This is a genomic window from Mesorhizobium sp. M1A.T.Ca.IN.004.03.1.1 (assembly GCF_003997555.1).
Lineage (GTDB): Bacteria > Pseudomonadota > Alphaproteobacteria > Rhizobiales > Rhizobiaceae > Mesorhizobium.
Genome location: NZ_RZTV01000537.1, coordinates 1 through 260 on the forward strand (window position 1 = coordinate 1; position 260 = coordinate 260).

General features: G+C 75.8%; 1 protein-coding gene. It reads right to left on the reverse strand.

From position 1 onward, the window contains the following. Positions 1-88: 88 nt before the first annotated feature. Positions 89-260, reverse strand: a 172-nt coding sequence (locus EOD29_RS32790) for a DAK2 domain-containing protein (protein ID WP_127248857.1), incomplete at its 5' end; no start/stop codon positions are given.

Sequence of the window (260 nt, forward strand, 5' to 3'; positions counted from 1 at the left end):
GTGGGCGGGTCGCCTCCGCCCATCCGCAGCGCCAGATCCACGGCGGCCTCGGCCAGCGGACGACTGTGCGAGACCGCGACGATACCGATCACCCCCGTGCCGCCAGAGTGTCGCTCAGCGTCTGGAAGAGGAGCGCCGTGGATGCCGCGCCCGGGTCGACGTGCCCCGCGCTGCGCTCGCCGAGATAGCTCGCGCGGCCCTTGCGTGCCACCAGGGGTTCGGTGGCGTCCCGGCCGTGCGCGGCCGCTTCCGCCGCGGCC